Here is a 25,684-nt window from a genome sequence, read left to right on the forward strand (position 1 = left end):
CTCCTGCCGCCCCCGGCCCGGGACGGCGTCGGCAGGGGTCGGTAGCACCGGGCCGCACGCCCCGGCCGTTGTCGGAGGGTGGTGCTTGGATGCGGGTATGGACCAGGACACCGTACAGAGCACCCTTGCCGACGAGGTACTGCGGGACGCCGAGGAGCGGGCCCGCGAACTGATCCGGTGCGGCTTCCAGGAGCCGGACGAGATAGCCGAGTCCCTGGTCGAGGTCCTCGACGACCAGGGACTGACGATGGAGGAGGCGGAGCGGATCGTCGCTCCGCTGTGGCGGGCGCGGTTGGCGGAGCAGGCCTCCTGGCCGGAGACGACCGACGTCGACCGGCTGGAGGCTGCCTTCGACGCCCTGGAGGAGCTGGGCATCGTCGCCGCGATGGACTTCACCTGTTGCGCGAGTTGCGGATACACCGAGATCGGTGGCGAGGCCGAGGAGGATTCGCGGGGCTTCGTGTTCTTCCACCAGCAGGACACCGAACGGGCCGCCGACGGTGGCGGGTTGATGCTCCGGTACGGCGGGTTCCAGGTGGACGGCGAGTCGACGGAGGCCGCCGTGCGGCGGACGGCCGAGGTCGGGCGCGCGGTGGTGGCGGCGCTGACGGCGGCCGGGCTGCCCGCGGAGTGGGACGGCGAGCCGGAGACGGCGATCGCGGTCGCGCCGATCACCTGGCTCAACCGCCTGCCGGAGTAGCGGCACTCCGCGGCGGGGTCGAGCGGGGCCGGCCGGGGTCGACCAGGACCGCGCGCGGTCAGCGGACGACGTGCAGTTCGGCGGTGTGCTCGTGCGCACTGGCGTGGCGCAGGGTGATCTTCGCGGAGCCGACGGTGGTCTCGACGTCCTCGGTGAGGGTCCTGGTGTCCTCGCCGAGCTTGACCTCGGCCGTGGTGTCGGTGATCCGGCCCACGGTGAGGGTGAGGGCCTTGTCGCCGCCGAAGACCTCCACGGTGTGGGTGCCGTCCGCCTTCTCGGTGTGGACGGCGACATCGCAGCTGTTGTCGTCGAGGCAGAGCGAGACGCCGCCCTTGCAGGCGGTGAGGCCGGCGCCGAGCAGCAGCACGGCGCCGGCCGTGAGGGCGGCCGAGCGGACGGCCGGCCTCCGGCGGCGGCCGGCGGGCAGGTCGGCGCGTCGGCGGGCGAGCGGGTCGGTGGAGCGGAGTGCGGGGCGGTGCTCCGGGGGCGGGTTCGCGGGTGCTCTCGTCATGCTTCCGACGGTAGGCGGCGCCGCCGGCCGGCCATCGGCCGTCGGCGGTACCCGGCCCCTGGCCCTTCCCCCACCCTCCGGGCCGCCGCCACCCGGACGTCATGCGGGGTGAATCCCCTAGGTGAGAAAGGGAGTTGCTGGTCAGCGTGGATCCCGGGGCGAGGGCTCCGGGCGGAGCGAGACCTCGATGCCGGCCACGACGATCGCCAGACCGCGCTCGAAGCGCCGCTCGAAATCCCCGAAGAGCTCCCGGCTCGCGGCCGCGGCGAGCGGGTGCCCGGGATCGATGGCGGCGGCCCGCCGGTCCGGGTCGTAGTCGGGGACCCGCTCCCCCGGCAGCGGATGGACGGCCTGCTCCTCGATCACGAAGCCGGTGGTGAACGCGTACGCGGTGGTGAAGGCCAGGACGGCGTCGGCGAGTTCGAACCCGGCCCGGCGGAACGCGGCGAGCAGGGCCTCCTGCCCCTCGGCGTGCCCGTAGTCGGTGAGCCGGGTGCCGCTGAAGACCTTGGCGCCGTCCCGGTAGCCGAGCAGCGCGGTGCGCAGGGTGCGGCAGGTGGTGGTGATCGCCTCCTGCCAGCCCCACGGGGCGGCGACCGGCCCGGCGTACATCCGGCGGAGCATCTCGGTGGCCATCTCGTCCAGCAGTGCCTGCTTGTTGGCGAAGTGCCAGTACAGCGCGGGTGCCTTGACGTCCAGCTCGGTGGCGATCCGGCGCAGGGTGAGCCCCTCCAGCCCGGTCTCGTCGAGCAGGCGCAGGGCGGCGTCGACCACCTGGGCGCGGTCCAGCTTCGGCGGCATGTCGCGCCCTTCCTTCCGTGGCGGCCGGCCGCCGCCTTCGCGGGCGACCGGGCCACCCGATGCGGCCGTGCGGTGCGGCCGTGCGGCATTGACAATTTAACACCGTTAAGCCCATGCTTCCGGACGTCAGCCACTTAACAACGTTAAGGAGAATGTGCGATGACGCGTGCCCTGACCCGGACCGAGGTCCTCATCGTCGGCGCCGGCCCGACCGGTCTGACCCTCGCCTGCGACCTGGCCCGGCGCGGAGTCTCCGCGCTGCTGGTCGAGCAGGCCGGGGCACTGTTCCCCGGCTCGCGCGGCAAGGGCCTCCAGCCCCGGACCCAGGAGGTCTTCGAGGACCTCGGCCTGCTCGCCGCCGTCCATGCCGCCGGTCGGCCCTACCCCCGGATGCTGAGCTGGGAGGACGGCGAGCGGCAGGGCGAGTGGGACCTCGTCGGGGGCCCCGGACCGGCCGCCCCGGACCCGACCGTGCCGTTTCCCTCGGTCTGGATGCTCCCGCAGTGGCGCACCCAGGAACTGCTGCACGAGCGGCTGCGCGAACTCGGCGGCGAGGTCGTCCTCGGCACCGCGCTGAGCGGCCTCGACCAGTACCCGGACCGGGTCGAGGCCCGGCTGACCGGCCCCGACGGAGCCGAGCGGGCCGTCTCCGCCCGCTACCTGGTCGCCGCCGACGGCGGCCGCTCCACCGTCCGCCGGGCGGTGGGCATCCCGATGGCGGGCGAGCAGATCGACCCGCGCCCGGCTCTGGTCGCCGATCTGGAGATCGACGGCCTGGACCGCGGGAACTGGCACGTCTGGCCGAAGGCGCCCGGCGGCCCGCTCCTGCTCTGCCCGCTACCGAGCACCACCGCGTTCCAGCTGTTCGCCCAGTTCGGCACAGAGGGAGGCACCGAGGGAGGCACGGAAGGCGGGACGGAGGGCGGCCCCGGCCCGGCGGAGCCCGACACCTCGCCGGAGGGCGTGCGACGGACCGTCGCGGCCCGCACCCACCTGCCGGAGTCGGCGCTCGGCCGGGTGCACTGGGCCTCCGGCTTCCGGCCGCGCACGGCGCTCGCCGAGCGGTTCCGGGAGGGCCGGGTCTTCCTGGCCGGCGACGCCGCGCACCTCCACTCCCCGGCCGGCGGCCAGGGCCTCAACACCAGCATCCAGGACGCCTACAACCTGGGCTGGAAGCTCGGCCAGGTGCTCCGGCACGGCGCCGACGAGGCCCTGCTGGACAGCTACGAGGAGGAACGGCTGCCGATCGCCGCCGACGTGCTGGAGGTCTCCACCCGGCTGCACCGAGCGGGCGAGGTCCGGGCCGGCGGACTGCGGCGAGGCCCGCGCACCGAACAGCTCGGACTCGGCTACGAGGACGGCCCGTTGACCGTCGAGGCGCGCCCCGGTCTGGCCGAGGACGCGCTGCGGGCCGGGGAGCGGGCCCCGGACGCGCCGCTGGACGGTACGGCGGGCGGCACGGCGAACGGCGAGACCGGGCGGTCGGCGCGGCGGCTCTTCGAGCTGTTCCGCGGCCCGCACGTCACCGTGCTCGCGGTCGGCCGCGCCCTGCCCGAGCTGCCCACCGGGGTGCACGGGCACCGGATCGACGGCGGCGTCACGGAGCGGGTGTACGGACCGGGCCTGTTCGTCGTCCGGCCGGACGGCTACTTGGGCCTGGCCACCCACGACCCCGCCGACCTGCCGGGCTACCTGGGCCGCTTCGGCCTGCACTGAACCCCACCACGCAGTACGGCCGTACGACGACCGGCCGACGGCCGTACGACGGTGCCCGGTGGCATACGCCCCCGGCACCTGCCACGCGCGTAGACCGAAGCGCCGCAAAAACCCCGGGGCTCACTCCCCGGCCGCGTCCCAGGCCTCGGGCGGGCCCCACAGCGGTGCCGTGCACCGCTGGTAGGTGGCCTGCCAGTGCGGCCAGTGCCGGGCCACCAGGTCGTCGCAGTCGGCGAGCAGCCGCTCGACCAGCGCCGGCTCGACACCGTCCAGCAGCCAGGCGAGCGCGTCCGGCGTGCCCGGGCCGTCGGCCGAGTGCATCACGTCGAGCAGCTCGGGCAGACTGCCCACCCGCGAGCCCTCCGTGAAGACCATCTCCATCCGCGGCAGCAGCTGGCGTTCCTCGACCCGCAGATGGGTCTCCAGCCGGGCGGCGAGGTCCTCGATCGCGTAGGCCACCGGCCACACCGAGCCGGTGTCCCGGCTGGCGATCCGGACCAGGGTGGTGACCCGGGTGAACGAGTGGTCGAGGTTGTGGTGGTCCGACTCCAACCAGTTCAGCAGCAGCCGCAGCTCGGGCGCGAACCGGCGGACGATCGGCCAGATCCGGGTGTCCTGCTGCTCGTGGTGGCAGGACAGCACGGCGGTGACGAAGGTCCAGTGCCGCAGCAGCGCGGCGCCCTTCTCGTCCTCGCCGGGCTGCAGCAGCCGGAGGGCGTTGGGGAGTCTGGCGAGGTCGCGACGGAGGGCGGAGTGCACCAGCCGCAGGCCGGCGAAGCGGAAGGCCTGCGGCTCCTCGTCGGCGGTGCGGTCGTGCACGGGGCCGCCCTGGGTGGGCACGGCCGGGGACACCGGGGACGCTACGGGCAGCAGGTGGCTGGGCATGGCACTCTCTTCACGTCTCGGGCAGGGCTGGCGCGACCCTGGCGGAAGCGGTGGGCCGGTACTCCCACCAGGGTGGTGAGAGGACATCAGAGGTGAATCAATGTCCGATTGACGTGCAGCTCAGCGGCTGTTCGACCCGCTTCGGTGGGCGCGGCGGCGAACGCGGCGAAACATTCCGCCGCGACCGTCACGAGCGCTGCGGGAAAGCCGCCGGAGGTCGCGGGAAGCCGGAAACGGTGGAGCGGACCGGCCGATGCGATCGGCCGGTCCGCTCCGCTCCGCTCATGACCCGACGCCCCGACGACCCGATGCCTCGATGACCCGGTGCCTCGGTGACCCGGGTGCCTCAGTCGCTCTGCGGCCCCGCGAGGTTCTTGGTGAGCCACTGCAGGGTGTCCGGGATCATCTTCTTGAAGTCGGTGGTCAGGTGCTTCCCGCCGGGCTGCTCGTAGTACTCGACGGTGAGCGGCGCAGCGGCCTTCGCGACCCATGCCTTGACCAGTTTGATCTCGTACGCGTTGGCGCCGCCGGCGGTGGCCAGCACCCGGACGTCGGCCTTGCCCTGGGCGACCAGCAGGTCGGGGCTGTTGGCCTGGCGGTCGGTCTCGTAGCCCTTCCAGAGCGGCGAGTCGGGGTTGAAGTAGCCGTCGATCGGGACAGCGGCCTTGAACTTGTCCGGGTGCTGCAGGGCCAGCTTCACGCTGCAGAACGCGCCGGTGGAGGCGCCCATCAGGCCCCAGCCGTCGCGGCCCTTCACGGTGCGGAAGTTGGCGCGCACGAAGTCGGGGATGTCCTCGGCCATCCAGGTGCCGATCTTGGGCTGGCCCGGGATGTCGGCGCACTCCAGGGCCTTGGCCTCGTTGGAGTCGAGGTTCTGCACCGGCATGATCATGATGAAGGGGTGGGCCTTGCCCTGCTTGGCGAGGTCGGCGTCGACCTCCTGGATCGGCAACTGGTTGTCGGTCCAGGTGTTGTAGCCGGCGCTCTGGCCGCCCGCGTACAGGGTGAGCACCGGGAAGCCGGTCTTCGCGTACTTCGGGTCGTTGTACTCCGGGGGGAGCCAGACCCAGACCTTGCCGGAGACCCCGGACTTGGGACCGGTCAGGGTGGTCATCATGATCTGGCCGGCGGCGGTGTCCCTGGCCTTGCCGAACGCGGCCTGCGGGCCGGTGGGCATCAGTACCTTGCCGGACCCGGCGGCCGGGACGGGCGCCGCCGTGGCCGTGGTCGAACCGGCCGCCGGGGAGCCCGGGGCGGAGGAACCGGAGGCACCGGGAGCGGAGGCACCAGGCGCCGAGGAACCGGGCGCCGAGGAGGCGGTGGACGCGGAAGGGGTGGACGCGGAGGAGGAGCCGGTGGCCGCCGCCGCGCCCCGGCCGGCGCCGGCCTTCGCCGAATCGCCCTTGTCCCCGCCGTCCGTACTACCGCAGGCAGCGAGCGCGGCGGCCAGGGTGAAGGCGGTGGCACCGGTCAGCACGGCGCGGAAACGGGAGGACTGCGGCTGCACGGTGAGAACTCTCCGACCGGTGTCGCGCCCGCTCCGCGGAGCCGGGCGATGGCCCCCGGGTGGGGCCGGACAGGCCCGGGGCGCGACTGTCTGCGGGACCCCCGGGAGGCTGATCGCCGCCCTGCGCGGCGGCGTGCCGTCCTGCGATCTTATGACGTGGGCCGCCCCGGACCGGTTGCGCGTCGACCGGCGCCGATCCAATGTTTGTCCCCGATCGAGTAAAGCCTCTGCTGTGCCCTGCCGACCGGCGGGGTGGTGCCCCCGCCGGTCGGCGGGGATCCGCCGGACCAGGATTGGAGCCCTCCCACCGGACCAGCGCCAGGGCCCGCCGCCCGGCCGCCGGCCGCCCGGTCGCCCGCACCTGACGCCCGGTCGCCCCCACCCACCGTCGGAACCGCACACCGTCGGAACCGCCCGAACGAGCGAGCGGCCGGCGCGCCGCCCGGGCCTTGGACGCTCGTACCAGTGACGCCGGAGCCGGGATCGGGAACGATCGGGCCAGCCGCCGTGAGCCGAGGAGTCCGCCATGCTGGAACAGATCGCCGTTGTCACCGGGGCCGGGAGCGGCGTCGGCCGGGCCGTCGCGCGGGAACTGGCCGCCGGGGGGTGGCGGCTGGTGCTCGCCGGACGGCGCGCGGAGCCGCTGCGCGAGACCGCCCGGCTGAGCGGTGCCGGGGCCGAGGCCGCCGTGGCACCGACCGACGTCACCGATCCGGAGGCCGTGGACGCGCTGTTCGCGGCGGCCGTCGAGCGCTTCGGGCGGGTGGACCTGCTGTTCAACAACGCCGGGACCTTCGGCGCCCCGGCCGCGGTGGACGAGCTGGACATCGCCGAGTGGCGGGCCGTGGTGGACCTCAACCTGACCGGCGCGTTCCTGTGCGCCCGCGCGGCGTTCCGGCAGATGCGGGCGCAGCGTCCGCAGGGCGGCCGGATCATCAACAACGGCTCGATCTCCGCGCATGTGCCGCGTCCGCGGTCGGTCGCCTACACCGCGACCAAGCACGCCGTGACCGGGCTGACCAAGTCGCTGTCGCTGGACGGCCGCCCGTACCGGATCGCCTGCGGGCAGATCGACATCGGCAACGCCGCCACCGACATGACGGCCGCGATGAGCCTGGGCGTCCGGCAGGCGGACGGGCGGATCGCGGTGGAGCCGACCATGGACGTCGCCGATGTGGCCCGTACGGTGCGGCACATGGCGGAACTGCCGCTGGAGGCCAATGTGCAGTTCGCCACCGTGATGGCGACCACCATGCCCTACGTCGGCCGGGGCTGATCGGCCGCGGTCCGAACCGAGGAGCCGGGGCTGATCGGCCGCGGGCCGAGCCGAGGAGCCGGCGCCGGAACGGGTTCGAGGCCGCCGGCCCACTCGCAGGAGGGTGCCCGTCGCACCGGGCCGACGGGCACCCCCCACCACCCTGCCCCTACGGGCGCCAGGTGTCGTTCAGCACCACCTTGCCGGAGGCGGGCACCGTCGCCGTCCGGTTGGCCCCGGACTCCCAGGTGACCGCGCCCGAGGCGTCCTTGCGGACGTACTTGTACGCGAAGGACGTCCCGGCGGGCAGCGCCACGTCGAGCTTCCACAGCGGGTACGCGGCCGAGGAGAGCGGCAGCGCGGCGGCCGGGTTCCAGGCGCCGAGGGCCGCGTTGTCTCCGACCAGGTAGACGTTCTGCCCCCAGCTGGTGGCCGCGTCGACCGTGAAGGACGCCCCGCCGGTCACCGCGGTGCCGCCGCCGGGCGCTCCGACGTACAGCGCGACCGCGTCGCCGGCGCCGACGGTGGCGGTGAACCGGCCGTCCGTGCCGACGGTGTAGGACGGGCCGGTGCACCCGCCCGCCGCCGGGTCGCCGTGCTGGACGTCGCAGTACGAACCGGCCGGCAGCGAGGTCTGGAAGGTCCGGGCGATCGCGGCGTTCTCCCGGTTGATCGCCACGAAGCCCTTGCCGCCCCGGCCGAAGGCGATCGCGTTGCCGCCGTTGGACCACCAGTCGGTGAGTCCGGTGCCGGCCACCGCGTTGCGGAACCCGACCATGTTGGCCACCTGCCGCCAGGCGTGGGTGCAGTTCCAGCCGTCCTGGTAGCAGGCGTTGACGGTGCCGCCGTTCGGCGGGCCGTCGTCGTGGCCGGTGAAGGCGTAGCCGGAGTAGACGTTGGGCGAGCCGTAGGGGTGGGCCAGCATGAAGATGTTGGCCAGGGTGTAGGCGGAGCCGTCCCGGTAGGTCAGCGTCGAGCCGTTGCGCTCGGTGTCCCAGTTGTCGACGAAGGTGCGGGCCTTGTCGGTGGGCAGCAGGCCGCCGCCCCAGCCGGCCAGGTCGGCGAGCCGGCCGCCCTGGAAGGCGCTCTTCAGCCAGGTGCCGGAGCGGAACTCGTCGACGTCGCCGGTGCCGGTGTACTCGGAGGGCTGGACCGGCTCGCCGGAGCCGTAGATGACCTCCTGCGCCCAGTAGGCCTGCGGGTGGGCCGTCCTCGCCTTGATGGCGGCGAGGTCGGCGGCGGCGATGTGCTTGGCGGCGTCGATCCGGTAGCCGTCGACGCCCAGCGAGGCCAGGTCGTCCAGGTAGGCCGCGATCGTCCGCTGGACGTAGGCGCTGCCGGTGTCCAGGTCGGAGAGGTTGACCAGCTCGCAGTTCTGCACCTCGGAGCGGTCGTTGTAGTTGCCGATCGCCCGGCGGCAGGAGTGGAAGTCCTGGTCCTGGTAGTACCCGGGGTAGGTGTACTTGCTGTAGGCGGTGCCGCCGGTGCCGGTGCCGGAACCCGCCGACATGTGGTTGACCACCGAGTCGGCGATCACCTTGACGCCGGCCGCGTGGCACGTGTCGACCATGTTCTTGAAGGCCGTCCGGTCGCCGAGGCGCCCGGCTATCCGGTAGCTCACCGGCTGGTAGGAGGTCCACCACTGGCTGCCCTGGATGTGCTCCTGGGGCGGCGAGACCTCGACGAAGCCGTAGCCCTTCGGGCCGAGGGTGTCGGTGCAGGCCTTGGCGACCGAGTCGAAGCGCCACTCGAAGAGGGTCGCCGTGACGTCCTTGCCGCCGCCGGGCGGGGCGGCCTGTGCGGCGGGCGCGGCACCGAGGGCGGCGGTCAGCGAGAGGGCGAGGGCCGCCGAGGCGCCGAGCGCGCCTGCCGCGCGGACGGGCCTGGCGCTGCGGACGGGCCCGGTTCTGCGGGCAGGCCGACGGGCGGGAACGGTGGTGACCACGTTGTCTCCTGTGGGGGTGGCTGGGGTGGGGCAGCCGGGGTACCACGAATGAAAGCTTGCTGAAACTTTCAGGAAATGTGCTGCGCCGAATTTAGGGTCGCCACAGAAACCCGTCAAGGGGATGGGAGAAAGGTTTCCGCAGGTCCATAAAGGTCGTAGACGAACCCAAAGCCAGGGCGCCGCCCCCGAGGAGCGACTGCGGCTGCCGGTCGGACGGCTGCCGTGCCGTCAGACCGCGTCCGGCCCGCGCTCGCCGGTACGCACCCGGACGACGGTCTCCACCGGGACCGCCCAGACCTTGCCGTCGCCGATCTTCCCGGTCCGGGCCGCCCGGACCACCGCCTCGATCACCAGGTCCGCGTCCTCGTCCTCGACGACGACCTCGATCCGTACCTTGGGCACCAGGTCGATCCGGTACTCGGCCCCCCGGTACACCTCGGTGTGCCCGTGCTGGCGGCCGTACCCGCTGGCCTCGCTGACGGTCAGCCCGTGCACCCCGGCGGCCTGCAGCGCGCGCTTGACCTCGTCCAGCTTGAACGGCTTCACGATCGCGGTGATCAGCTTCATGCGGAGGGCGCCTTGTCGGACGGGTGCGCGAGCACGCTGGCGGCGGGGCGGGCCGGGACGGTCCCCTGCCCCAGCACGCCGTGGCCCAGGACGCCGTGATCGTACGCGGTCTCGGCGTGCACGGCGAGGTCCAGGCCGGTGAGTTCGTCCTCCTCGCCGGCCCGGAAGCCCATCAGCCGCTCGATCGCCCACCCGATGCCGTAGGTGACCGCGAACGCGTAGACCGCGACGGCGGCGACGGCCACCAGCTGACGGCCCAACTGCCCGAACCCGCCGCCGTGCAGCAGCCCCGTCGCGCCGCCGGTCATCGCGGCGGTGGCGAAGAGGCCGATCAGTACGGTGCCGATCGCCCCGGCCACGAAGTGCACGCCCACCACGTCCAGCGAGTCGTCGAAGCCGAAGCGGAACTTCCAGCTCACCGCGTAGGAGCAGACCACGCCGGCCGCCAGCCCGATCACCAGTGCGCCGAGCAGGTCGACGCTGCCGCAGGCCGGCGTGATCGCGACCAGGCCCGCCACCGCGCCGGAGGCCGCGCCGAGCGTGGTGGCGTGGCCGTCCCGGCGCTTCTCGACCACCAGCCAGCCGAGCAGTCCGGTGCAGCCGGCCGCCTGGGTGTTGAGCAGGGCGGCGGCGGCCAGACCGTTGGCGCCCAGCGCCGAACCGGCGTTGAAGCCGAACCAGCCGAACCAGAGCAGGCCCGCGCCGAGCAGCACCAGCGGCAGGCTGTGCGGGCGCATCGCCTCCTTGCGGAAGCCGATCCGGGGGCCGAGCAGCAGCGCCAGGGCCAGTCCGCTCGCCCCGCAGTCGACCTCGACCACGGTGCCGCCGGCGAAGTCCAGCGCGCCGAGCCGGGCCAGGATCCAGCCGCCGGGCGCGAACACCCAGTGCGCGACCGGCACATAGACCAGCAGCGTCCAGACGGCGGTGAAGGCCACCCAGGCACCGAACCTGGCCCGGTCCGCGATGGCGCCGCTGATCAGCGCCGCGGTGATGATCGCGAAGGTCAGCTGGAAGGTCGCGAACAGCGCGGTGGGGACGGTGCCGGTGACCGAGGCGGGCGTGATCCCGGCCATCCCCAGGTGGTCGAGGCCGCCGATCAGCCCCCAGCCGCCGGCGTCCGGGCCGAAGGCGAGCGAGTAGCCGGCCAGCAGCCAGACCACCGTGACCACCGCGATCGAGACGAAGCTCATCATGATCATGTTGAGCACGCTCTTGGCGCGGACCATGCCGCCGTAGAACAGCGCCAGCCCCGGGGTCATCAGCAGCACCAGCGCGGTGGCGGCGAGCAGCCAGGCGGTGTCGCCGGTGTCGATCCCCGACGGCGCGTCGGCGGCCAGGGAGGCGGCGCCGGGAGCGGCCGCGGACACGGCCAGGGAGGCGGCCAGGAGCATGGGAGGTCCTCCGGAACTGCGAAGAGGGCAGGTGCCGGAAGTGTGGCGAGAACGGATTACCGGTCGCGGACAGACACGTTTCGGCCGTGTTTCGTGTTGCCCGCCGGTTGCCCCCGGGTGACCGCACGGTTTCCGGAACCTCACGACACCGAGCCGAAGGACACCGGGCCGCACGGCCCCGAGCCTCATCAGCCCGAGCCGCACGGCCCCGGCCCGTACGCGCCCGTCCACGCTCGGGCCCCGGCCCGTACGCGCCCGCCCACGACACAGGGCCCGGCGGTCGCACCCGCCGGGCCCTGCCCTGTCTTACCTGGTTTCCGCCGGCTTCACCGGCGCCGGGTCAGCTCGTCGCGATCGAGGTGTCGTCGATCACGAAGCTGGTCTGCAGCGAGGAGTCCTCGGTGCCGGTGAACTTGAGGGTCACCGTCTGGCCCGCGTAGGCCGACAGGTCGAAGGTCCGCAGCTGGTAGCCCGCCGCCGCGTCCACGTTGGAGTAGGTCTTCAGCGTGGTGCCGTTGGCCTGGACCGTCAGCTTGTCGTACTGGGTGGTGCCGGACTCGCCGGTGTCGATGTGCAGGTAGAAGCTCAGGGTCGCCTTGCAGCCGGTCGGGATGGAGACCGTCTGGGACAGCGTGTCGGTGTGGGTGGAGCCGTAGCCGTTCAGCCACGACTTCCAGCTGCCGCCGTGCGCGGCCTGCGAGGACGAGTTGTCGACGACGCCGCTGGAGGCGGTCCACGGCGCGGCCGTGCCCGTCTCGAAGCCCGCGTTGCCGAGCAGCTGCGCCGGGGTGCAGGTGCTGGTGCCGTCGGTGACCGCCCAGGTGAAGCTGGCCGAGCCGGTCTTGCCGGCCGAGTCCTTCGCCGTCACGGTGACGTTGGAGTTGCCGACGGCGGTCGGGGTGCCGGTGACCGCGCCGGTGGAGGCGTTGATCGCCAGGCCGGCCGGCAGGCCGGTGGCCGAGTAGGTGAGCGGGGCGGTGCCACCGCTGGCCTTGATGGCCAGGTTGACGGCGGTGCCGACCTTGGTGCTCTGGTTGCCCGGGCTGGTGACGGTGACGCCGCCCGGGTTCGGCGGCACGGTGCCGACGTTGACGCCCGCCCAGGCGGTGCCGACCGCGATCACCTCGGGGCTGCCCGCGCCGTAGAGGTCCTTGGCCGCGTTCTCGGTCGCGGTGCGGGCCTGGGCGAAGTTGGTGGTGGAGGTCATGTACGAGGTCAGCGCCTTGTACCAGACCTGCAGCGCCTTGTCCCGGCCGATGCCGGTGACGGTGATGTTGTTGGTGGTCGGGCTGTTGTAGCTGACGCCGTTGATCACCTTGGCGCCGCTGCCCTCGGCCAGCAGGTAGAAGAAGTGGTTGGCGACACCGGACGAGTAGTGCACGTCCAGGTTGCCGACGCCCGAGTACCAGGAGTCGGCCGAGCCGCCGTCCTTGGAGGGCTTGTCCATGTAGCGCAGCGGCGTGCCGTTGCCGTTGATGTCGATGAGCTCGCCGACCAGGTAGTCCGGGTTGTCCTTCGGCAGGTTGGCGTAGAACTCGACCGCGTTGCCGAAGATGTCCGAGGTGGCCTCGTTGAGGCCGCCGGACTCGCCGGAGTAGTTGAGGTTGGCGGTGGCGGAGGTGACGCCGTGGCTCATCTCGTGGCCGGCCACGTCCAGCTCGGTCAGCGGGTGGGTGTCGCCGGACCCGTCGCCGTAGGTCATGCAGAAGCAGCCGTCGTCCCAGAAGGCGTTGACGTAGCCGGTGTCGTAGTGGACCCGGCTGAACGCGCCGGCACCGTCGTTGCGGATGCCGCTGCGGCCGAAGGTGTTCTTGTAGAAGTCCCAGGTGGCGGCGGCACCGTACTGGGCGTCGACGGCGGCGGACTCGCGGTTGCTGGCCGAGCCGTTGCCCCAGGTGTCGCTGGACTTGCTGAACAGGGTGCCGTTGCCGGTGGTCCGGTTGCCCATGTCGGTGGTGTACTGCCCGCCGCGGGTGCCATCCTTGAGCTGGTAGGTGGAGCCGCTCAGGGTGGTGGTCAGCGGCACGCTGCCGACGAAGACGCCGGTGCCGGTGCCGGTCTTGATGCCCTCGTTCTGGCTCAGCACGGCGCCGGTGGCGGCGTCGGTGACGACGTGCAGGCGGCTCGGGGTGCCGTCCGACTCCTTGCCGGAGACGACGGTCTCCCAGGCGAGCTTCGGGGTCCCGTCGGCGGCCCAGACGACCAGGCGCGGGGCGGTGTCGACCGCGGAGCCGGCCTGGGCGGCCAGCGCCGCCTCCTGGGCCTTCGGCGCGGCGAGCTTCGGCGTGGTGTTCACGCCGCTCAGGACGGCCTCGCTGGCCTTGGTCACGCCCGTGGTGGCGCCGGTGGCGTCCTGGTGGACGATCAGGTCGCCGCCGAGCACCGGCAGGCCGGCGTAGGTGCGCTCGTAGCGCAGGTGGCGGGCGCCGTTGGTGTCCTGGACGACGTCCTTGGTGACCAGCTTCTCGTCCGCGGTCAGGCCCAGGGCCTGGACGAGGCCGGCGGTCTGCTGGTTCGCGGAGGCGATCAGCTCGGCGCGGCCCGCCTGCTGCGCGGCAACGGCGGCCGGCGCGTCGGGGGTGACCGCCTGGGCGAGGGCCGGGAAACCGGTCACCAGCAGCGCGGTGGTGGCGGCCATGACAACCGCTGCCTTCCGGGCGTGGGCGTAACGGGACATGCGGACTCCTTTTCCGACCGCCGCGGGGTTCGCGGACGGTGGACAGAACCTGGCCGCAGGGTTGCGACTCAGTGGGGGCCCCCGCCGCCGGTGCGCGGCGCGGGTGCGGTTGCGGAGCAAGGTGGTCGAGCGTTTCCGGCAGGGGGATCGCGCCGTTCCTGGCCTCGGACAGCTGCACCGGGGGGTGGGGCCCCCTCGTCTGCAGCCGGAGGAATCGTGGCAGCAAACGAGCCGTTAATGACAGATGCATGCCAGGGATTGGCCGATTAGCTACCGGGCCGTACATCTGCCGGAAGGTCAGCAGTGTTACGCCCGTGCGAACATCCGACGATCGTTTTCATGTCGGCCAAAAGGTTTGGCCACCCCCCGCAGGCACTGACCAGCGCTCAGGGCGCGGACCCGGCCCGCAGGACCCGCTCCGGGGCCCAGCGGGGGCGGCACCTCCCCTTTCCGGCCGTGCCAGGGGCGGTTTCCGGCCAACTCCATACATTGAATGGAACCGGAAACCCTGTGGATCAGTCCCGGGCCCCGCCCGTCGGTGACGGAACGGGGCCCGGTCGACGACGCTCCGTCAGCCCTGCACGAACACCGCCACCGTGCGGCCCGGCACGGTGAAGGTTCCGGTCGCCGCGGCGAAGCCGGACCGCTTCACCACCGGGTCGGCACCGCCGGCCTGGACCGGGTGGAGCGCCTGGGCCGTCCCGGCGAGCGCACCGACGGTCTGGCTCCGCTCGGTCGGCGTCGCGTTGAACACCACCGTGATCCCCTTCTCCGCGCCCGGCAGCCCGGTGCCGTCCAGGTGCAGGGTGAGCACCCCCGGGACCTCGCCGGGCGTGCCCGACAGCGGATAGCCGAGCCGCTGCTGCACGGCCGCCAGGGTCGGCAGCGCGAACAGCGGCGAGGAGCGCTTGATCCGCAGGAAGTCCTGGTACTGCGCGCCCGCCGCCGCGATGTCGGCGGGGCCCACGGTCAGCCGCGGGTCCGCCAGCAGGGCCTTGGCGGTGGGCCACAGCTCCCGGTTGTCCGCGGCCGGCGGCAGCCCCCGGCCCCAGCCGTTGCCGTCCCGCGGGTCCCAGTGGATCGCGTTGAACCAGTCGCCGGAGTCGTAGGAGTTGGCGTCCAGCGACTTGGAGCGCAGCAGGTCGCTGCCCGCCTGGACGAAGCCGGGGCCCTGCGACAGCGCGGTCAGCGCGAGCGCCAGCGCCTGTGTCCGGGCCCGGTCGGCCGGCGCGGTGCCGGCCGGCAGCTTGTACGCCAGCGCGTCGAACAGGTCGGCGTTGTCGTGCGCGTCCACGTAGGCGAGGGCCTCGCCGGGCCGGGCCGCGTAGCCGGTCGGGGCGCCGTTGTAGTCGACGTCCTTGCCGGTGACGGTCCGACCGGAGCTGTCGGTGAAGGAGTAGTCGGCCAGGTTGCCGGTCAGCCCCACCTTGAGCCGGTCCGTCTGCTGGAGCAGCCGGGCCTTCTGCTGCTCCGGGGTGCCGTTGGCGGCCGAGCCGTTCGGGTCGGTGAACAGGCCCGAGACGAAGCCCTGCTGGGGCGCCGAGGACAGCCGGAAGTCGCCGCCGCGCGCGGAGTCCCGGAACCGGTCGTCGAAGGTGGCGATGCCGGTGCCGGCCATGTTCCGCTGGGTGGCCTGCTCGAACCGGGCGTTGTCCGCCACCACGCCGAAGTTCCAGCCCTCGCCGTAGAGCAGGACGTTCCCGCCGTCCACGCCGTCCGAGTCCGGCGTCATCCGGCGCAGCGCGGCCCGCACGTCCAGCATGGTGGACTTCGGGTCCAGGCCCATGAGGTCGAAGCGGAAGCCGTCCACCTTGTACTCGCGCGCCCAGGTGGTGACGGAGTCGACCACCAGGCGGTTCATCATGGCGTGCTCGGGCGCCGTGTCGGCGCAGCAACTGTCGGCGGTCACCTTGCCGTTGGCGTCCAGCCGCTGGTAGTAGCCGGGGACGACCCGGTCCAGCACCGAGTGCTCGGCCTGGCCGCTCGCGGCGGTGTGGTTGTAGACGACGTCGAGCACCACCCGCAGGCCGGCCGCGTGGATCGCCTGCACCATCCGCCGGAACTGCACGGTGCGCGCGGTCCCTTCGGGGTCGGTGGCGTACGAGCCCTCCGGCACGTTGTAGTGGAGCGGGTCGTAGCCCCAGTTGTAGGCGTCCTGGGCGGCGACGGCCGCCACGCACTCCTGCTGCCTGTCGCTGTCGGCGGCCAGGGCGGCGAGGTCGCAGGCGGGCAACTGCTGCGCGGCCCGGTTCTCCCTGATGGTGGCGATGTCGAAGGTCGGCAGCAGGTGGATCGTGGTGACCCCGGCCGCGGCGAGCTCGCGCAGGTGCCTGGCACCGGCCGCTTCGGACTCGGTGAAGGCCAGATAGGTGCCGCGCTCGGCGGCCGGGACGGTGTCGTCGGCGACGGAGAAGTCGCGGACGTGCAGTTCCTGGATCTGCTCCTGCCCGAGCGGGACGGCCGGCGGGACGGCGTGCTCCTCCCAGCCGGGCGGCTTGAGCGCCTTCGCGGCGAGGTCGGCGACCAGGCTGCGCCGGGAGTCGGTGGAGAGGGCCACGGAGTACGGGTCGGTGACGGTGTTGACCACCAGCCGCTGGACCGTCGGGGCCCAGACCTTGACCTGGTACAGGTAGTACTTGCCGTCGAGTTCGGCCCGGTCCCGGACCAGCTCCCAGACGCCGGTCTCCTCGTCGCGCTTGAGCGGCAGGGTCCTCGGGGTGCCGCCGGTGGCGGAGTCGAAGACCTGGACGGAGACCTCCTGCGCGGTCGGCGCCCAGAGCGAGAGCGCGACCTTGCCCCGGTAGTACGCGGGTCCGAAGTCGACCCGGCCGGTGCGGCGGGCGTACAGGTCGTCGAGCACGCCGGGGATCTGCACGCCGGTGGCGGCCGGCACGGCGCCGCTCGGCAGGTGCTCGGTGAACAGCAGCTGGCCGCGCAGGGCCTCGGGCACCCGGGCGGCGTCGCGCGCGTCCACGGTGAAGGCGCGGTAGCCGGCCAGGTGCGGGTACTTCGCCTTCTGGGTGTCGGTGAGTCCGCCGCGCACCGGGTCCAGCCGGATCCACTGGCCGGGCTTGGTGAGCATGCCGTTCTCGGCCCTGATGCCGCCCGCCGGGTCGTACACCAGCTGGGCGCTGGTGCCGGCGGCGAGGGCGGCGTCCCCGGCGCCGTAGCCGGGCGGGACGACGACGGTGCGCGCGTCGATCCACTGGGCCTTGGCGGAGGCGGGGTCCAGCTGGGAGGCGGCGCCGGCGGACTGCGGCAGCAGGTAGCCCTCGCGGCCGCCGAGGATCCAGACCTCGCGGCCGGTGCCGGCCAGGTCGAGCGACTGGTCGGTGGGCAGGTCCTTGTCGTTGCCCCGGTGCAGGATGTAGCTCAGGCTGGTCGCGCCGGGGGCGAGCGGCACCTCGAAGACGGCGCCGAAGGCGTCCCGGCGGGCGGGCTGCAGCGGGCTGCCCCAGTCGGTGGGGTTGGCGGCGCCGGTCCAGTCGTGCAGGCCCCAGCCGTCGTAGTTCCCGTCGGCCCGGTTGTAGTGGAGCACGGCAGTGCCCGCGGGCGGGGTGTTCGCCGGGCCCGGGTCGGCGGTGCGGACGGCCGGGTCGCCCTCCTTCAGCCAGACCTCGCCGGTGGCGCCGAGGTCGAGGTGCCGGTCGGCGTCGACGTCCTTGACGCCGTCCTTCTCGACGACGAAGCCGAGGTCCGAGGCGCCCGGCCGGAGCTTCACATAGGCGAAGGCGCCGTAGGCGTCCCGGCCGGTGAAGCCGTGCCCGGCGGGCCACTGGGTGGCCTCGCCGTCGGCGAGGTCGCCCCAGGCGTAGAGGTTCCAGCCGTCGTAGTCGCCGTTCCTGCGCTGGTAGTGGACGACGGCGTACGGGCGGGCGGCGGCGCTGGGCACCGGCGCGGGGGCCGGGGTGCCGGTGGTGAAGCCGCCGGTCGCGGAGCGCAGCCGGCCGGCGGAGTCCTGGACCACGGCCTTGTAGCGGACGGGCGTGCCGGGGGCGACCCCGGCGAGGTCCTGGGTGACGGCGTAGGGCCGCCGGCCGGCGGAGCCGGACGCTCCGGTGTCGGACGCTCCGGTGTCGGAGCTGCCGAGCACCTGCCAGGGCCGGTCGCCGATCTGCGCGGCGAAGGTGACCCGGCCGAAGCCGCCGCCCGGCACCTCGGCGCGGACGGTGACGGTGCCGGTGGAGCCGTCGGCGGGCGCGCCGAGAGTGATCGAGGGCCCGGCGGCGGGGGCGGCGAGCCGGCCGGCGGCCTTGAGCACGACCGAGGACAGCGCGGGCACGGTGACGGTGACCCGGCGGTCGGCGCCGCTGGTGAGCCGCGCGCCCGGGGCCGGGTAGACCAGGTCGAAGCCCTGTCCGGCCGAGAAGGTGTCCAGGGTGACGGTCTTGGCCTCGGTGGCGTTGTTGACCGCGACCAGGTACTCCACCTGCTGGGCGGCGTCGATCCGGGAGAAGGCGTAGACGCCGGGGCCGTCGGCCGCGTACCGCTCGATCTGGGCGCCGTCGGCGAGTGCCGGGTGGTCGCGGCGGAGCTTGGCCAGGGCGGCGATGTCCCGGTAGGGCTCGGCGTCCCGGTCGTAGCGGTCGGCGGGGCCGGGGGTGCCGCCGAGGACGCGGTCGGCGTTGTAGGAGGGGGTCTGCGAGGCGAAGACGTCCTGGCGGGCGTCCTTGTCGCCGCCGGCGCCGGTGAAGCCCTGCTCGTCGCCGTAGTAGACGACGGGCTGGCCGCGGGTGAGGAACATCAGCTCGTTGCCGAGCCGGTCCCTGCGCAGCAGGGCGGCCTCGTCGGCACCGGGGTTGTCGGCGAGCAGGAAGGAGCCGAAGCGGCCCATGTCGTGGTTGCCGAGGAAGGTCGGCAGCTCGTAGGCGTCGGTGTCGGCGGTGGTGTAGCGGTGGTCCTGGCCGTAGAGCTCGGCCAGGCCCCGGGCCGGGCCGCCCTGGGAGACGTAGGCGCGGGCGGCGTTCTGGAACGGGAAGTCGAGGGTGGCCTGGAGCCTGCCCCTGGTGACGTAGGGCGCGGTGACGGCCGGGTCGCCGGAGTAGACCTCGCCGAACATGAAGAACTTCTTGTTGCCGCGCTTGGCGGCGAACTCCTTGAGCGCGGGTGCCCACTGCTGCCAGAAGGCCATGTTGACGTGCTTGACGGTGTCGATCCGGAAACCGTCGACGCCGGCCTCCTCGACCCACTGCTGGTAGACCTTCTCGAAGCCCTTGACCACCTTGGGGTTCTGGGTGTCGAGGTCGTCGAGGCCGGAGAAGTCGCCCTCGGTGGCGGACTCGCCGGCGAAGGTGGAGTCGCCCCGGTTGTGGTAGAGCGCGGGGTCGTTGAGCCAGGCCGGGGTCTTGGCGGTGGCGTCGGAGGGCTTGCGGAACACCGGGCTGTAGGGGAACGAGTCCTTGGTCAGCTTCGGCCAGGCCGCGCCCCGGTCGGCGAGCGCCGTCTCGTCGACGGGGTTGCCGTCGGCGTCCAGCACCGGGTAGGCGCCGGTGGAGCGGTAGCCGGACTGCCCCTGCCGGTTGTCGAGGATGTCGGCGGTGTGGTTGGTGATGACGTCGAAGAAGACCTTGATGCCCCGGGCGTGGGCCTTGGCTATCAGCTCCTTCAACTGCTCGTTGGTGCCGAAGTGCGGGTCGACCCGGGTGAAGTCGGTGATCCAGTAGCCGTGGTAGCCGGCACTGGCGGCGTCTCCCGTGCCCTGGACCGGCTTGTTGGTAAAGATCGGCGCCATCCAGATCGCGGTGGTGCCGAGGTCCTGGATGTAGTCGAGCCGCTGGATCAGCCCGGCGAGGTCGCCGCCGTGGTAGAAGCCCTTGTCGGCCGGGTCGAGGCCGTGGTCGAGGCGGGTGCCGGTGAGGCCCCCGGCGTCGTTGCCCCGGTCGCCGTTGGCGAAGCGGTCCGGCAGGACGAAGTAGAACTGCTCGCGGGTGAGGTCGTGCCGTCCGGCGGTGGCGGCCAGCGCGGCGTCCGAGGGCGGGCCGGGCGGGGCGGCGGCGAGCGCGGCCGGTCCGGCGGTGCCGAGGGTGGCGGCGGTGAGCGCGGCGGCGAGGAGCACCGCCGTCCGGCCGGGTCTGCGAGGGGTGCTCCGCCGACGGCGGGGCGGGACTTCGGCCACTGAAGGCTCCCTTGCGGGGGTACGGGGTCATGGGCGGTCGGGTGGCCGAGACGCTAGCGGCCTGCAATATGTTTCAGCAAGATGCTGAAAGCGTTTCGGTCGGGGAAAATACCCGCCGCTTCCGCGCCCCCGGCCCCGAGTGCGCCGCCCCGCCCTTCCGGCGTGACAATGGGACGTATGCCCGTCCCACCGGTTAACCCCAGATCCGCCCGCACCCCCTCGCCCGGTGGGAGCCACCCCCTACCTCTGAAGGGGGACAGCTGGTGAAGAATCCACTTCCGGAGGATGAGCAGACGGCTACGGGACGTCTGGCAGACTTCTCGTCCATGGGGGAACCGACCGAGATCCAGCAGAACGGCGGCCGCATGCCCGAGGGAGCCACCCGTGCGGCCCGCACCCGTAGCGCGGCTGTGCGCGCCCGCGTCCGCGAGCAGCGCCGGTCGCCCGCGCGGCCGAGACTCTGGTTCGAGCTGGCACTGATCGGCATCAGCTACTGGATCTACTCCCTGGTGCGCAACGCCGTCCCCGAGCAGGAGGCGATCGCCCAGAAGCACGCCGGCTGGATCTGGGACCTCGAGCACTCCCTCGGCATCGCCGTCGAGCGCTCGGTCAACCACGCGGTCGACGGCGTCGGCTGGCTGATCACCGGGATGAACTACTACTACGCGACGCTGCACTTCGTGGTAACCATCGGCGTCCTGGTCTGGCTCTACCGGTGGCACCCCGGCCGCTACGCCGCGGTGCGCACGGTGCTGTTCGTCACCACCGCGATCGCGCTGGTCGGCTTCTACTTCTTCCCGCTGGCCCCGCCCCGGCTGATGACCGACGGCGGCTTCATCGACACCGTGAAGACGCACAGCACCTGGGGCTCGATGGCCTCCGGCCCGGCCACCCACGTCTCCAACCAGTTCGCCGCGATGCCCTCGATGCACATCGGCTGGTCGATGTGGTGCGGTCTGACCATCTTCTTCCTGGCCCGCCGGACCTGGGTCCGGGTGCTCGGCCTGCTCTACCCGGCGGCCACCCTGCTGGTGATCGTCGCCACCGCCAACCACTTCTGGATGGACGCCGTCGGCGGCGAGCTGTGCCTGCTGGTGGGCTTCCTCACCGCCCGCTGGCTCTACCAGTGCTGGATCTACAGACTTCCACAGGTACCCGCCCGGGAGCTGCCGGCCGAGCCGGTGACCGTCCCCGAGCAGTGGAGCGAGCCCGCGGTGAGCAGCGCGCGCCGCTGAGGCCGCGGACGAGGACGCGGACGAGAACGCGGAGAGGGGCCCCGGGCGACCGGGGCCCCTCTCGCCGTCTCCCCCGCCCCACCCGTTACCCGTAGAACAGCCGCTCCACCACCGACCGGGCCCGCCGGGTGGTGCGCCGGTAGTCGTCCACCAGCTCGCCGCTGTGCCCGGCCCCGTACCCCAGGTAGCGGGCCACCCCGGCCAGCTCCCGGGTGTCCGCCGGGAAGGAGTCGCCCGGTCGGCCGCGCACCAGCATCACCGCCGACCGCACCCGGGAGGCCAGCACCCAGGCGGCGTCCAGCACCTCCGCGTCCTCCGCCCCGACCAGCCCGGCCCCGACCGCCGCGGCCAGCGCCGCCCTGGTCCGGGTGGTGCGCAGCCCCGGCAGCTCGTGCCCGTGCCGCAGCTGGAGCAGCTGGACGGTCCACTCGACGTCCGCCAGCCCGCCCCGGCCGATCTTGGTGTGGGTGGTGGGGTCGGCTCCGCGCGGCAGCCGCTCGGCCTCGATCCTGGCCTTGATCCGGCGGATCTCCAGCACGTCCCGCTCGGGCACCCCCTCGCCGGGGAAGCGCAGCGGGTCGACCAGCTGCCGGAACCGCTCCCCCAGCTCCGGGTCCCCGGCCACCGGCTCGGCCCGCAGCAGCGCCTGGCTCTCCCAGGCGTGCGACCAGCGCCGGTAGTAGGCCGCGTACGAGGCGAGCGAGCGCACCAGCGGGCCGTTGCGCCCCTCCGGCCGCAGGTCGGCGTCCACCTCCAGCGGCGGTTCGGTGGACGGCGCGGCCAGCAGGGTGCGCAGCTGGTGGCAGACCGCCTGGGCGGCCCGGGCGGCGTCCTCCTCCAGCGAGCCGAGCAGCGGCTCGTGGACGAAGAGCACGTCCGCGTCCGAGCCGTAGCCCAGCTCGTGCCCGCCGAACCGGCCCATCGCGATCACCGCGATCCGGGTCGGCAGCGCGCCGTTGCGAGCCTCCCAGCCGGCCACACAGGCCCGCAGCGCGCCCTGCAGCGTGGCCGCGTTGAGTGCGGTGAGCGCCTCGCCGGCCGTGTCCAGCGCCTGCGCCGGGTCCTCGCCGAGCCGCCCGAGCACATCGGCGGCGGCGGTGCGGAACAGCTCCCGGCGGCGCACCGAGCGCGCCGCGGCCACCGCGCCGGCCACCGATTCGGCCCGGCGGACGGCGGCCAGCACCTCCCGCTCCAGCGCGGGCCGCCCGCGCGGCACCAGCCCCTGCGGGTCGCCGAGCATGGCGACCGCCTCCGGTGCCCGCAGCAGCAGGTCGGGGGCGAGCCGCCCGGCGGACAGGACCCGCGCCAGCTGCTCGGCGGCGGCGCTCTCGTCGCGCAGCAGCCGCAGGTACCAGGGGGTGCGGCCGAGCGCGTCCGAGACCTGGCGGAAGTTGAGGAGTCCGGCGTCCGGGTCGGCGGAGTCGGCGAACCAGCCGAGCAGCACCGGCAGCAGGGTGCGCTGGATCGCCGCCTTGCGGCTGACCCCGGCGGCGAGCGCGCTCAGGTGCCGGAGCGCGGCGGCCGGGTCGGCGTAGCCCAGCGCCTCCAGCCGGGCCCGGGCGGCGTCCTGGCGCAGGCCCGCCGCGCCCGGCGGCAGCTCGGCGACGGCGTCCAGCAGCGGCCGGTAGAACAGCTTCTCGTGCAGCCGGCGCACCTCGACGGCGTGCCGCTTCCACTCCCGGCGCAGCGCGGCGACCGGGTCGGCCCTGGTGTCGTCGTTGATCAGCGGCGCGAGCGAGCGGGCCAGCCGGCGCTGGTCCTCCTCGTCGGTGGGCATCAGATGGGTGCGGCGCAGCCGGTGCAGCTGGATGCGGTGCTCCAGCGAGCGCAGGAACCGGTAGGCGGTGTCCAGTGAGGCGGCGTCGGCCCGGCCCACGTACCCGCCGCGGGAGAGCGCGGCCAGCGCCTCCAGGGTGTTGCCGCTGCGCAGCGCCTCGTCGGTGCGGCCGTGCACCAGCTGGAGCAGCTGGACGGAGAACTCGACGTCGCGCAGCCCGCCGGGGCCCAGCTTGAGCTGGCGGTCCAGTTCGGTGGCGGGGATCGAGTCGATCACCCGGCGGCGCATCTGCTGCACGTCGGCGACGAAGTTCTCCCGGGCGGCGGCCTGCCAGACCATCGGCGCCAGCTCGGCGACGTACGCCTCGCCGAGCTCGGCGTCGCCGGCCACCGGGCGGGCCTTGAGCAGCGCCTGGAACTCCCAGGTCTTGGCCCAGCGCCGGTAGTAGGCGACATGGCTGGCCAGGGTGCGGACCAGCGGGCCGTTGCGGCCCTCGGGGCGCAGGTTGGCGTCCACCGGCCAGATGGTGCCCTCGCCGGTGGTGTCGGCGCACAGCCGGGTGAGCGCGGCGGCGAGCCGGGTGGCGGCCTTGACCGCCCGGTGCTCCTCGACGCCCTCGCGCGGCTCCGCGACGAAGATGACGTCGACGTCGGAGACGTAGTTGAGCTCTCGACCGCCGCACTTGCCCATACCGATGACGGCGAGCCGGCAGTCGGCGGCGGCCTCCGGGTCCTGCGCGGAGGCCAGGTCGAGGGCGGTCTGGAGGGTGGCGCCCGCCAGGTCGGCGAGTTCGGCGGCGGTCTGGGCGAGGTCGGTGGTGCCGGTCAGGTCGCGGGCGGCGACCGCCAGCAGGCAGCGGCGGTAGCCGACCCGCAGCGCGTCGGCCGGGCGGCCGGTGGGGTCGGCGGCGACGGCCTCGGCGAGCGCCCGGCGGAAGTCCGCCGGGCCGGGGTGCATGTCGCGCAGCTCGAAGGTGACCAGGACGTGCCAGTCGTGCGGGTGCCTGGCCAGGTGGTCGGCGAGCGCGGTGGACGCGCCGAGCACGCCGAGCAGCCGGTCGCGCAGCGGCTTGGAGGTGGTCAGGGTGTCGCGCAGGGCGTGCCGGTCGGCCTCCTCGGCGGCCTCCAGCAGCCGGGCCAGGCCGAGCAGCGCGAGGTCGGGGTCGGCGGTGGCGGCGAGCGCGTCGAGCAGCACCGGGTCCGCGGCCAGCCCGTCCAGGGCCGGTTCGGCGAGCAGCCGCAGCGCCTTGGCGGGGTCGGTGAACCCGCGTCGCGCCAGTCTGGTCTCCGGCCGGCTCACCCGGCTGCCGGCCCGCTGTTCCTCCACCGCCATCGCCCCTCCGTCGTCCGCCCCAGCAGGCTACGCGTCCCCGGCGCGGCGCGCCCGGGTGTGACCACCGGGCGGACACCGGTGTCACCCGTCCGTGACTCCGTGCCCGCCGCGCTCGTTCACCCGGCGTCCGCTCCCCACCTCCCCCGTCGCCGCTCCGGAGGGTCCGATGCCCGGCCGTCTGCCCTCGCTCACCGGGCTGCGCTTCTGGGCCGCGCTGCTGGTGGTGCTGTACCACCTGGCGCGCAAGCTCGGCGAGCTGCCGCTGCTCGGCCCGCTCTCCTGGTACGGGCGTTCGGGGGTCACCTTCTTCTTCGTCCTCTCCGGTTTCGTCCTCGCCCGGACGTACGAGGGCTCGCCGGCCACCGCCCGGTCCTTCGCCCGCCGCCGGTTCGCCCGGATCTGGCCGCTGCACGCGCTGACCACCGCGCTGTCGCTGGGCGCGAACGCCGCCCTGGGCCTGGCCGTGCCGCTGGCGGCCGTGCTCTGGTCGCTGCCGCTGCTGCACGCCTGGGCGCCGGGGACGGTCTTCGGCGGCAACCCGGCCGCCTGGTCGCTGGGCGCCGAGGCCTGGTTCTACCTGCTGTTCCCGGCCCTGCTGCGGCTGCTGGCCCCGCGCCGGCGGGGCTGGCTGCCGCTGGCGGCGGTCTGCGCCGCGCTCGGCCCGGTGCTGTGGGCGGCGGGCGCGCTGCTGCCCGCCGATCCAGCCCTGCGCGGCTGGCTGCTGGACTACCTGCCGCTGACCCGCACCCCGCAGTTCGTGCTGGGGGTGGTCACCGGGCTGGCCGCCCGGCACGGGCTGCTCCCCCGGGTGCGGCTCGGCGCGGCCGCGGCGGCGGTGGCCGGCTGGCACGTCCTGCTGGTGCCCTGGCACGCGGCCGTCCCCGACGCCCTGTGGTGGGGCCCTTACAGCGCCTCGCAGCTGTTCCCGGCCCCGCTGTTCGCGGCGCTGCTGGTGGCCGCCGCCGGGCGGGACGCGGCGGGCACGGCGCCCCGGCTGCTCTCCGGGCGGACGGCGGTGCTCCTCGGCGAGTGGTCCTACGCCTGGTACCTGGTCCACGAGATCGGCATCCGCTGCTGGCTGTGGACGGCCGGCCGGCCGTCGGGGACGCTCGCGCTGCTCGCCGTCGACCTGCTGCTCGCCGGGGTGACGCTGGCCGTGGCGGGCGCCCTCCACCGGTGGGTGGAGCGCCCCTGCGAGCGGCTGCTGCGCGGGGCGCCCCGGAACGCCGGAACGCCGCGGCCCCCCCCCCCCCGGGGGGGGGGGGGGGGG

At 73.8% G+C, this 25,684-nt stretch carries 15 protein-coding genes; 5 read left to right on the top strand and 10 right to left on the bottom strand.

Translation table 11 applies throughout. The features are described 5' to 3' along the window. Positions 1-97 precede the first annotated feature (97 nt). On the top strand, positions 98-700 hold the full coding sequence (locus SM793_RS01165; protein ID WP_320436050.1) for a DUF6891 domain-containing protein: 603 nt from the start codon (positions 98-100) through the stop codon (positions 698-700). A 58-nt stretch (positions 701-758) separates the two neighbouring features. Here SM793_RS01165 and SM793_RS01170 read toward each other — a convergent pair whose 3' ends face one another. Both SM793_RS01170 and SM793_RS01175 read right to left on the bottom strand, forming a co-directional pair. Further along, positions 759-1,211: a hypothetical protein gene (locus tag SM793_RS01170; RefSeq protein WP_320436051.1), complete on the bottom strand. Its 453-nt coding sequence runs from the start codon at positions 1,209-1,211 to the stop codon at positions 759-761. A 141-nt stretch (positions 1,212-1,352) separates the two neighbouring features. Beyond that, positions 1,353-2,012 carry a TetR/AcrR family transcriptional regulator C-terminal domain-containing protein gene (locus SM793_RS01175; RefSeq protein WP_320436052.1) on the bottom strand — a complete coding sequence of 220 codons (660 nt, stop codon included), beginning with the start codon at positions 2,010-2,012 and terminating at the stop codon, positions 1,353-1,355. A gap of 159 nt (positions 2,013-2,171) precedes the next feature. On the opposite strand from SM793_RS01175, the gene SM793_RS01180 reads away from it, so the two are divergent. Then, positions 2,172-3,728 carry an FAD-dependent monooxygenase gene (locus tag SM793_RS01180; RefSeq protein WP_320436053.1) on the top strand — a complete coding sequence of 519 codons (1,557 nt, stop codon included), beginning with the start codon at positions 2,172-2,174 and terminating at the stop codon, positions 3,726-3,728. A gap of 120 nt (positions 3,729-3,848) precedes the next feature. On the opposite strand, the gene SM793_RS01185 is transcribed toward SM793_RS01180, so the two are convergent. Together SM793_RS01185 and SM793_RS01190 are read right to left on the bottom strand one after the other, a co-directional pair. Then, on the bottom strand, positions 3,849-4,613 hold the full coding sequence (locus tag SM793_RS01185) for a hemerythrin domain-containing protein (protein ID WP_320436054.1): 765 nt from the start codon (positions 4,611-4,613) through the stop codon (positions 3,849-3,851). A gap of 346 nt (positions 4,614-4,959) precedes the next feature. Next, positions 4,960-6,120 (bottom strand): alpha/beta hydrolase, encoded by a 1,161-nt coding sequence (locus tag SM793_RS01190; protein ID WP_320436055.1) that lies wholly within the window; start codon positions 6,118-6,120, stop codon positions 4,960-4,962. A gap of 526 nt (positions 6,121-6,646) precedes the next feature. Here SM793_RS01190 and SM793_RS01195 point away from each other — a divergent pair. After that, a complete protein-coding gene (locus SM793_RS01195) occupies positions 6,647-7,396 on the top strand; it encodes an SDR family oxidoreductase (protein WP_320436056.1) in 750 nt (249 codons plus the stop codon). A 148-nt stretch (positions 7,397-7,544) separates the two neighbouring features. Here SM793_RS01195 and SM793_RS01200 read toward each other — a convergent pair whose 3' ends face one another. The 5 genes from SM793_RS01200 to pulA all read right to left on the bottom strand — a co-directional run bounded on the left by SM793_RS01200 (position 7,545) and on the right by pulA (position 20,070). Continuing rightward, positions 7,545-9,320 carry a carbohydrate-binding module family 20 domain-containing protein gene (locus SM793_RS01200; RefSeq protein WP_320436057.1) on the bottom strand — a complete coding sequence of 592 codons (1,776 nt, stop codon included), beginning with the start codon at positions 9,318-9,320 and terminating at the stop codon, positions 7,545-7,547. 228 nt (positions 9,321-9,548) lie between these two features. Further along, entirely contained in the window at positions 9,549-9,887 is a 339-nt protein-coding gene (locus SM793_RS01205) for a P-II family nitrogen regulator (RefSeq protein ID WP_030391571.1), read from the bottom strand. After that, positions 9,884-11,278 carry an ammonium transporter gene (locus tag SM793_RS01210; protein ID WP_320436058.1) on the bottom strand — a complete coding sequence of 465 codons (1,395 nt, stop codon included), beginning with the start codon at positions 11,276-11,278 and terminating at the stop codon, positions 9,884-9,886. The genes SM793_RS01205 and SM793_RS01210 overlap by 4 nt, the downstream gene beginning before the upstream one ends. A gap of 340 nt (positions 11,279-11,618) precedes the next feature. Continuing rightward, positions 11,619-13,955: a M4 family metallopeptidase gene (locus tag SM793_RS01215; protein ID WP_320436059.1), complete on the bottom strand. Its 2,337-nt coding sequence runs from the start codon at positions 13,953-13,955 to the stop codon at positions 11,619-11,621. Positions 13,956-14,526: 571 nt separating this feature from the next. Beyond that, entirely contained in the window at positions 14,527-20,070 is a 5,544-nt protein-coding gene (pulA, locus tag SM793_RS01220) for a pullulanase-type alpha-1,6-glucosidase (protein WP_413815841.1), read from the bottom strand. Between the two features lie 326 nt (positions 20,071-20,396). On the opposite strand from pulA, the gene SM793_RS01225 reads away from it, so the two are divergent. After that, a complete protein-coding gene (locus SM793_RS01225; protein ID WP_320436060.1) occupies positions 20,397-21,305 on the top strand; it encodes a phosphatase PAP2 family protein in 909 nt (302 codons plus the stop codon). An 85-nt stretch (positions 21,306-21,390) separates the two neighbouring features. On the opposite strand, the gene SM793_RS01230 is transcribed toward SM793_RS01225, so the two are convergent. After that, positions 21,391-24,414, bottom strand: a complete 3,024-nt coding sequence (locus SM793_RS01230) for a bifunctional [glutamine synthetase] adenylyltransferase/[glutamine synthetase]-adenylyl-L-tyrosine phosphorylase (protein ID WP_320436061.1) — start codon at positions 24,412-24,414, stop codon at positions 21,391-21,393. A gap of 166 nt (positions 24,415-24,580) precedes the next feature. Here SM793_RS01230 and SM793_RS01235 point away from each other — a divergent pair. Beyond that, the coding region (locus tag SM793_RS01235) for an acyltransferase (protein ID WP_320436062.1) at positions 24,581-25,684 on the top strand (1,104 nt) is incomplete at its 3' end.

This window comes from Kitasatospora purpeofusca (assembly GCF_034043715.1).
GTDB lineage: Bacteria > Actinomycetota > Actinomycetes > Streptomycetales > Streptomycetaceae > Kitasatospora > Kitasatospora purpeofusca_A.

Excerpts from the sequence above, each read along its gene's own strand:
- SM793_RS01165 (WP_320436050.1), top strand. The coding sequence starts at position 98 with ATGGACCAGGACACCGTACAGAGCACCCTTGCCGACGAGGTACTGCGG.
- SM793_RS01170 (WP_320436051.1), bottom strand. The coding sequence starts at position 1,211 with ATGACGAGAGCACCCGCGAACCCGCCCCCGGAGCACCGCCCCGCACTC.
- SM793_RS01175 (WP_320436052.1), bottom strand. The coding sequence starts at position 2,012 with ATGCCGCCGAAGCTGGACCGCGCCCAGGTGGTCGACGCCGCCCTGCGC.
- SM793_RS01180 (WP_320436053.1), top strand. The coding sequence starts at position 2,172 with ATGACGCGTGCCCTGACCCGGACCGAGGTCCTCATCGTCGGCGCCGGC.
- SM793_RS01185 (WP_320436054.1), bottom strand. The coding sequence starts at position 4,613 with ATGCCCAGCCACCTGCTGCCCGTAGCGTCCCCGGTGTCCCCGGCCGTG.
- SM793_RS01195 (WP_320436056.1), top strand. The coding sequence starts at position 6,647 with ATGCTGGAACAGATCGCCGTTGTCACCGGGGCCGGGAGCGGCGTCGGC.
- SM793_RS01205 (WP_030391571.1), bottom strand. The coding sequence starts at position 9,887 with ATGAAGCTGATCACCGCGATCGTGAAGCCGTTCAAGCTGGACGAGGTC.
- SM793_RS01210 (WP_320436058.1), bottom strand. The coding sequence starts at position 11,278 with ATGCTCCTGGCCGCCTCCCTGGCCGTGTCCGCGGCCGCTCCCGGCGCC.
- SM793_RS01215 (WP_320436059.1), bottom strand. The coding sequence starts at position 13,955 with ATGTCCCGTTACGCCCACGCCCGGAAGGCAGCGGTTGTCATGGCCGCC.
- SM793_RS01225 (WP_320436060.1), top strand. The coding sequence starts at position 20,397 with ATGGGGGAACCGACCGAGATCCAGCAGAACGGCGGCCGCATGCCCGAG.
- SM793_RS01230 (WP_320436061.1), bottom strand. The coding sequence starts at position 24,414 with ATGGCGGTGGAGGAACAGCGGGCCGGCAGCCGGGTGAGCCGGCCGGAG.